The organism is Mycobacterium sp. (genome assembly GCF_019243155.1).
GTDB lineage: Bacteria > Actinomycetota > Actinomycetes > Mycobacteriales > Mycobacteriaceae > Mycobacterium.
In genome coordinates this window covers 1-5,802 of the sequence record NZ_JAFAUS010000029.1, presented here as the reverse complement: position 1 = coordinate 5,802, position 5,802 = coordinate 1, and the positions used below count along the sequence as shown (strand labels likewise).

Annotated in this window: 4 protein-coding genes and 1 pseudogene; 1 reads left to right on the top strand and 4 read right to left on the bottom strand. The window is 67.2% G+C overall.

The annotated features are described in order from the left end of the window. A pseudogene (locus JOZ00_RS01640) lies at window positions 1-329 on the bottom strand (hypothetical protein); the annotation flags it as partial. A 280-nt stretch (window positions 330-609) separates the two neighbouring features. Between JOZ00_RS01640 and JOZ00_RS01635 the strand changes: the two are divergent. Further along, window positions 610-1,713, top strand: coding sequence for a sorbosone dehydrogenase family protein (locus JOZ00_RS01635; RefSeq protein ID WP_293338796.1), 1,104 nt, complete (start codon window positions 610-612; stop codon window positions 1,711-1,713). Window positions 1,714-1,716: 3 nt separating this feature from the next. On the opposite strand, the gene gatB is transcribed toward JOZ00_RS01635, so the two are convergent. The 3 genes from gatB to JOZ00_RS01620 form a co-directional block, all read right to left on the bottom strand. Then, window positions 1,717-3,231, bottom strand: coding sequence for an Asp-tRNA(Asn)/Glu-tRNA(Gln) amidotransferase subunit GatB (gatB, locus tag JOZ00_RS01630; RefSeq protein ID WP_293338791.1), 1,515 nt, complete (start codon window positions 3,229-3,231; stop codon window positions 1,717-1,719). A 151-nt stretch (window positions 3,232-3,382) separates the two neighbouring features. After that, window positions 3,383-4,228: a MinD/ParA family protein gene (locus JOZ00_RS01625; RefSeq protein ID WP_293338794.1), complete on the bottom strand. Its 846-nt coding sequence runs from the start codon at window positions 4,226-4,228 to the stop codon at window positions 3,383-3,385. 457 nt (window positions 4,229-4,685) lie between these two features. Next, window positions 4,686-5,717 (bottom strand): ATP-dependent 6-phosphofructokinase, encoded by a 1,032-nt coding sequence (locus JOZ00_RS01620; RefSeq protein WP_293338788.1) that lies wholly within the window; start codon window positions 5,715-5,717, stop codon window positions 4,686-4,688. Between the last annotated feature and the right edge of the window lie 85 nt (window positions 5,718-5,802).

The window sequence follows — 5,802 nt, the reverse complement described above, 5'->3', positions numbered from 1 at the left end:
TGCAACTTGCCGTGGTGTTCGTCGCCGTCGATCTCGGCGGGTTCGGCGCTCGCGTGCCGGGCCGACGACTGCGGCTGGACGTAGGGCAAGGCGTCCTGCTGGTCGAGCATGCCGTAATGGGCGGTTGCGCGGGTCCCCGCGGGCGGGTGGTCACCCGCGTAGGGGATGACGGTGGTAGTTCCGGTGGAGGGGTTGAAGTCGCCGGGGTAACCGACGGGCGTCAGATCATCTTCGGGATCGACTAGGCGCGCCGTTGCGGGGCGTCCCGGGGCAGACTCCGGGGATTCGCCGGGCCGCTGCCAATGTGCGTCATGCGATTGACTGGTCACGCGTGTCAGGGTAAGGGCTTTTAGCCCCGAATCGGGGATTTGAGCGGCGCTTTCGCCCGTCAATCGGTAGTTTGCCCGCCAAATACGCCCGGATTGGCGCCAAATTGTGTCCGGAACGCTCGAAATCGCCGAATTCGACCCGACCGCCTTGGGCCCGCCGGACGCCGGCGGACGGGTGGCGCGACCGAGTTTCCTTCGGGGACACGAGGACGCGTGTGGCGGCGGTGCCTGCAGTGTCCGTAGCCTGTCGATCATGCGACTGGGGCGATCAGGGCGGCCGATGCGGCGCGTGTTCACGGCGCTCTGCGCGGTGGCGCTGGTTTCGAGTGGGTGTGCCCGGTTCAACGACGCGCAGTCTCAGCCGTTCACCACCGACCCCGAACTTCGGCCGCAGCCCAGCTCGACGCCTCCCCCGCCGCCGCCGCTGCCGCCCACGCCGTTCCCGAAGGTCTGCCCGGCGCCCGGTGTGATGCAGGGGTGCCTGGAAAGCACCAGCGGCCTGATCATGGGCCCGGACAGCAAAACCGCGCTGGTCGCCGAGCGCACCACCGGCGCCGTCAAAGAGATCTCCGTCAGCGCCGAGCCGAAGGTGAAGGTGGTCATCCCGGTCGACCCGTCCGGCGATGGCGGCCTGATGGACATCGTGATGTCGCCGACCTACACGCAGGACCGCCTGATGTACGCCTACATCAGCACGCCCACCGACAATCGCGTCATCCGCATCGCCGACGGCGACATCCCGAAGGACATTCTGACCGGGATCCCCAAGGGCGCCACCGGCAACACCGGCGCGCTGATCTTCACCAGCCCCACCACGCTGGTCGTGCTGACCGGCGATGCCGGCAACCCGGCGGCGGCCGCCGACCCCAAGTCACTTGCCGGCAAGGTGCTGCGCATCGAGCAGCCGACGACGATCGGCCAGGCGCCGCCAACGACGGCGCTGTCCGGCGTCGGCGCCGGCGGCGGCCTGTGCACCGACCCGGTCGACGGGTCGCTGTATGTCGCCGACCGCACCCCGACGGCGGATCGGTTGCAGCGCATCACCAAGACCTCAGAGGTCTCCACCGTGTGGACGTGGCCGGACAAACCCGGCGTGGCCGGTTGCGCGGCAATGGACGGGACTGTGCTGGTGAACCTGATCAACACCAAGCTGACGGTCGCCGTCCGGCTCGCGCCGAATACCGGTGCCGTTACCGGTGAACCCGACGTCGTGCGTAAGGACACGCACGCTCACGCGTGGGCGCTGCGGATGTCGCCGGACGGAAACGTATGGGGCGCAACGGTCAACAAGACCGCCGGGGATGCCGAAAAGCTCGACGACGTGGTGTTCCCGCTCTTCCCGCAGGGCGGCGGATTCCCACGTAACAACGACGACAAGAGCTAGCGACTAGCCCTGCCCGCAGGCGGCCAGGACGAGTTCGCGCACCCTGGCCGCGTCGGCCTGCCCGCGGGTGGCCTTCATCACCGCACCGACGATCGCACCCGCCGCGGCCACCTTGCCGCCGCGGATCTTCTCCGCGACATCGGGATTGGCGGCAAGCGCCTCGTCGACGGCGGCCTGCGTCACCGAGTCGTCGCGCACCAGGGCCAGGCCGCGGTCGGTCATCACCTGCTCGGGCTCGCCCTCCCCCGCCAGCACACCCTCCACGACCTGGCGGGCCAGCTTGTTGGAGAGCTTGCCTTCGTCGATCAGTGCCACCACCGCGGCGACTTGCGCCGGGGTGATGGAAAGCTCGTCGAGCGCGACGTTCGCCTCGTTGGCCTTCTGTACCAAGAAGTTTCCCCACCAGGCGCGTGCCTGCTCGCTGGACGCCCCGTGCTTGACGGTGGCGATCACCAGGTCGACCGCGCCAGCGTTGACCAGGTCTCGCATCACCTCGTCGGAGATGCCCCACTCTTCCTGAATCCGCTTGCGGCTCAACCACGGTAACTCGGGGATCGTCTGGCGCAGCTGCTCCACCAGTTCGCGGCTGGGGGCGACGGGTTCGAGATCCGGCTCGGGGAAGTAGCGGTAATCCTGTGCGGTCTCCTTGGCCCGGCCCGGGCTGGTGTAGCCGCCGGCCTCCTGAAAGTGCCTGGTTTCCTGGATGATCTGGCCGCCGGACGCCAGAATCGCGGCCTGGCGCTGCATCTCGTATCGCACGGCGACTTCGACGCTCTTGAGTGAGTTGACGTTCTTGGTCTCGGTGCGGGTGCCGAACTCGACGGTGCCGGTCGGCTTGAGCGACACGTTGGAGTCGCAACGCATCGAACCCTGATCCATCCGGACATCGGATACGTCCAAGGCGCGCAACAGGTCTCGCAGGGCGGTCACATACGCGCGGGCGATCTGCGGCGCTTGGGCGCCGGCCCCCTCGATGGGTTTGGTGACGATTTCGATCAGCGGCACGCCGGCGCGGTTGTAGTCGATCAGCGACGTCGTCGCGCCGTGGATGCGGCCGGTCACGCTGCCCAGGTGGGTGAGCTTGCCGGTGTCCTCCTCCATGTGCGCCCGCTCGATCTCCACCCGCCAGGTGGTGCCGTCTTCCAGTGGCGCCTCGAGGTAGCCGTTGATGGCGATCGGCTCGTCGTACTGCGAGATCTGGTAGTTCTTCGGCATGTCCGGGTAGAAGTAGTTCTTCCGGGCGAAGCGGCACCACGGCACGATCTCGCAGTTCAGGGCCAGCCCGATGCGGATCGCCGACTCAACCGCGGCGCGGTTGAGCACGGGCAGCGACCCGGGCAATCCCAGGCATACCGGACACACCTGAGTGTTGGGTTCGGCGCCGAATGTGGTGGAGCACCCGCAGAACATCTTGGTCGCGGTGGACAGCTCGACGTGCACCTCGAGACCGAGTACCGGGTCGAATCGCGCGATGACGTCGTCGTAGTCCATGAGATCGGCGCTGGCAGCAACACTCATGCCGTCGATCCTAGTGGTGACCTCGAGCGCGGCGGAGCCGGGCGAAGAGGGTCACCACCGACCAACACCGTGGTGACCTCGAGCGCGGCGGAGCCGGGCGAAGAGGGTCACCACCGACCAACACAGTGGTGGCTTTAAACGCGTTCTGCGGCTACTGCGCGGGCTCGCCAGCGCGGCCCGGGAACATGTCCGCCAGCGCGGCCGCCATCTCGAGGTAGCTGCGCCGGCTTTCCCTGGTCAAACGGTCCAGCGCGATTTTCTTGCCTTCATGCACGTGCCGATCGAACGGCAGCGTCACCGTGGCGGCAACGAAGGTCGACAGTCGCTCGAGCTCCGTGGCCGCCACCGCGTCCACCTTGGCCCGTTCGACGTGGTTTATGGCAAGCACGGTAGAATTCACCAATCGCTGAAATCCGTTGTGAGACAACCACTCCAACGTGGTCTGGGTCTTGCGTATGGCGTCGATGGAACTACTCGTGACAACCACGAGGGCGCGCGACTCCGGGAGAACGGCCTCCATCACAGTGGAATTGAGCGCTTTGACGCAGTCCACCAACATCACCGAATACTGGTTTCGCAGAATCGAGAAGGCTTCGACGACGTCGCGGCGGTTCAGCTGCCAATTGACGCGCGCGTAGTCGGGTAGCCCGAGGACTTCCAGCCCGAAGCTGTTCATATAGGTGTGCGCCCGGATATCGGAATACTGCGTGGCCGCGTAGCCCGACAGCAGGTCGGCCAGGCTCAACGGATTCCGCTGACCGTGCCGGTCCGCCAAGTCGCCGGCATCCAAGTCGAGCGCGATCACCCGATCGTCGCGCACGGCGGCGAAGGTCGAGCCCAGCGCCTCCACTACCACCGTCTTGCCGACCCCGCCCTTGAGGTTGAGGACAGCAATAGGGAACGCGCCACCGACGACCGTCCTGATGCGCTCCTTCAGCGCGTTTTCGTGTGCCGCGCTTTTGCCGGGACCCACATCGATCCCGGTGACGCGCTTCATCACGTCCCGCCAGTTAAGCGCGGGGACAGCTCCGGTGTCCGGCTGGTCGAAACGATCGAGGGCCGTGCCGCCAAGGACCGGATCACGGTGAACGGGCGACGCAGTCGGCCTGGCCGGGGCGGGTTCGGCCGGCGGTAGCGAGGAGGGTCGGAGCGGCTGGCCGGCCGGCGATTTCCCCCGGTAGCGCTCCGGAACGGTGGGCGCCGCCGGGTCCGCATCGACTCGCCGCCTGGGCCGACGCCTCTCAATGCGGGGCGGACCCGGAGGCCCCGCCGGCGCAACGGGCTGCTGAACGGCGCCGCGAGTCGAGCCGCGGTTGTTCATTCCCCCGGTATAACCACTGCGGACCTTGGGAGAAACCTCAAATTTCCGCCCACCAGGCCAAAGCCCGGACGTTGACCGGCAAATTCAGCCCGACGTCAAGCCGGGGCCACCCGCTGTTTGCCGGGATCTGGCCCTAGCCAAAGAACGCGACGGCGTCGTCGTAGCGGCTTTCGGGCACCAGTTTCAGCTGCCGAACGGCATCCGCCAGCGGCACCCGGCCGATGTCCTGGCCCCGCAGAGACACCATCTGGCCGTACTCCCCCGCGTGGGCGGCGTCGGCGGCATTGAGGCCGAATCGGGTGGCCAGCACGCGGTCGTAGGCGGTCGGCGTGCCGCCTCGCTGGACGTGGCCCAAGACGGTCACCCGGACCTCTTTGTTGATCCGCTTTTCCACCGCGATGCCCAGCTGCTGCGCGACCCCGGTGAAACGCTCGTGCCCGAACTCGTCGATCCCGCCTTCGCGCAACGAGATTGAGCCCGGGATCGGCTTTGCTCCCTCGGCGACCACACAGATGAAGTGCGAATCACCGCGCTGGAACCGCCTTTTGACGAGCCGGCACACCTCTTCGATGTCGAAGGGCTGCTCGGGGATCAGCGTCATGTGCGCGCCGGAGGCCAGGCCGGCGTTCAGCGCGATCCAGCCGGCGTGCCTGCCCATCACCTCCACCAGCATCACCCGCTGATGAGACTCGGCGGTGCTGTGCAGCCGGTCGATGGCGTCGGTGGCGACGGTCAGCGCGGTGTCGTGGCCGAAAGTCACGTCGGTACAATCGATGTCGTTATCGATGGTCTTCGGCACACCGACCACGGGGACGTTCTCTTCCGAAAGCCAGTGCGCGGCCGTCAGCGTGCCCTCGCCGCCGATGGGGATCAGGACGTCGATGCCGTTGTCGTCGAGGGTCTGTTTGATCTGGTCCAGTCCGGCCCGCAGCTTGTCGGGGTGAACCCGCGCGGTGCCCAGCATGGTCCCGCCCTTGGCCAGCAGCCGGTCGTTGCGGTCGTCGTTCTTGAGCTGCATGCGCCGGTTCTCCAGCAGGCCGCGCCAGCCGTCCTGAAAGCCGACCACCGACGAGCCGTACCGGGAGTCGCAGGTGCGCACCACCGCTCGGATGACTGCGTTGAGCCCGGGACAGTCCCCGCCCCCGGTGAGAATTCCGATCCGCATCACTTCATCTTGCCTGTGACGGCGATCGACGGCGCGGTATCACTGTTAATACCGGCAGGGCCGACTAAATGGCCGACGGCAGCGG

Coding starts and splice junctions, on each gene's coding strand:
- JOZ00_RS01635 (WP_293338796.1), top strand. CDS start 610: ATGCGGCGCGTGTTCACGGCGCTCTGCGCGGTGGCGCTGGTTTCGAGT.
- gatB (WP_293338791.1), bottom strand. CDS start 3,231: ATGAGTGTTGCTGCCAGCGCCGATCTCATGGACTACGACGACGTCATC.
- JOZ00_RS01625 (WP_293338794.1), bottom strand. CDS start 4,228: ATGAAGCGCGTCACCGGGATCGATGTGGGTCCCGGCAAAAGCGCGGCA.
- JOZ00_RS01620 (WP_293338788.1), bottom strand. CDS start 5,717: ATGCGGATCGGAATTCTCACCGGGGGCGGGGACTGTCCCGGGCTCAAC.